The organism is Neobacillus drentensis, assembly GCF_036966985.1.
GTDB lineage: Bacteria > Bacillota > Bacilli > Bacillales > Cytobacillaceae > Neobacillus > Neobacillus drentensis_E.
This window is the reverse complement of sequence record NZ_JBALSN010000040.1, coordinates 1-1332: the sequence shown is the minus strand read 5'-3', so window position 1 is coordinate 1332 and position 1332 is coordinate 1. Positions and strand designations below refer to the sequence as shown.

1 protein-coding gene is annotated in these 1332 nt (G+C 40.5%); it reads left to right on the top strand.

All coding sequences use genetic code 11. The features are described from left to right. The first annotated feature begins 479 nt into the window (after positions 1-479). Positions 480-950: a M23 family metallopeptidase gene (locus tag V7659_RS02915; RefSeq protein WP_335537985.1), complete on the top strand. Its 471-nt coding sequence runs from the start codon at positions 480-482 to the stop codon at positions 948-950. Positions 951-1332: the final 382 nt, after the last annotated feature.

The window sequence follows — 1332 nt, the reverse complement described above, 5'->3', positions numbered from 1 at the left end:
CTAACGGAGCAGGTTAATTCAATAAGGAAATTACTCAATTTTGTCATGTTTGACCGATATAACTAAAAAAAGAAGCTCATCTGAATAAAACGAATTGTTACAAAAAGCTAGTAGTTGGAGAGACAGACAATTGTTACTAAGGAAGTTCAAAAAGTAGGCAGTGGATAATCGGGGCAGACGGGTGTGTTGGGTACTTACAACTTTGAAATAAGGGGGATGTCATTTTTTCTTTACTCATATAAAAAATAGGCTTTGGTCTAAGGCATTAGGGTGATCCAATATACTGTTTCCCGTTTCTGGTGTAGACAATAATGTTAACGCCCGCTACCGCTTTCAGCATTTGATGCCAGTCATAGTGGGCATCAGGAGTCGATGATATTCTTCCAAATAAAGGGTGCTTTTTTTTATTGGATTACTCAAATAATATGAATGGGCTGAATAGAAAATGGCCCTATTAGGTAACGAGGAGGAATGAGAAAATGGCGTATATATATTGTAAGAATCCCTTTACTGGTAAACGTATAGAAGAAGGTTCCACCTTACCAGAAGATCAAGTCGAAATCATCGCGCCGTGTGGCCATGGACCAGGAGCAAAAGACATAAGATTTCCAGGAATTCAATATAGAAAAGCCTTCCTCGGTCATTACCGTTCTGGCTCACCTATTTATGCCATGCAAACAGGCAAAGTAAGATATTTAAGACGGGATAGCGTCCATTGTCCTGAAGGAGCCCCCTGTCCAAATAATGATAATATGGTTCTGATTGAAGCTTATGGTAGCGCTGGCTACTATACCGGATACCATCACGTTAAACCCATTCCCGAATTACAGGAAGGGATGGAAGTCGAAGCAGGCCAAATGATTGGACATATTGATAGTTCAGGCAGAACATCTACACCTCATCTTCATCTTGCACGATATACTCCCGGTGATTCTGCAACTTGGTGGTAGCAAGATAGAGGGGATTGTCATTGGGCTATACACGGTGTCGATAATTTTGTTATTATGCCAGATTGTTGTCCGGAATGTTACATCGGCGGCCATTAAGACACAAAAAGACCACCAAGCAGGGGACTTGGTGGCCTTTTTGTGTCTGTTAGCAACGAAGCAAAGAATTTGATAACCAATTAAGTATTCTTGCTTCCTGGTCCGTTAAACTTCTTTCCAGCCCTTTAACCAGGGTTTTAACTAATTCTTGTCTTGTTACGTCTGGATCGTCAGGCATTGATAAAAAAGAAAAAGGAGTAGACTAAGGAGGTTGCGTCACTTGCGTATCCTGTTCAGTTCAGTTTCAATGCAACCATCTATTAGATTGTGAAGAAATGCACTTAAA

Excerpts from the sequence above, each read along its gene's own strand:
- V7659_RS02915 (WP_335537985.1), top strand. The coding sequence starts at position 480 with ATGGCGTATATATATTGTAAGAATCCCTTTACTGGTAAACGTATAGAA.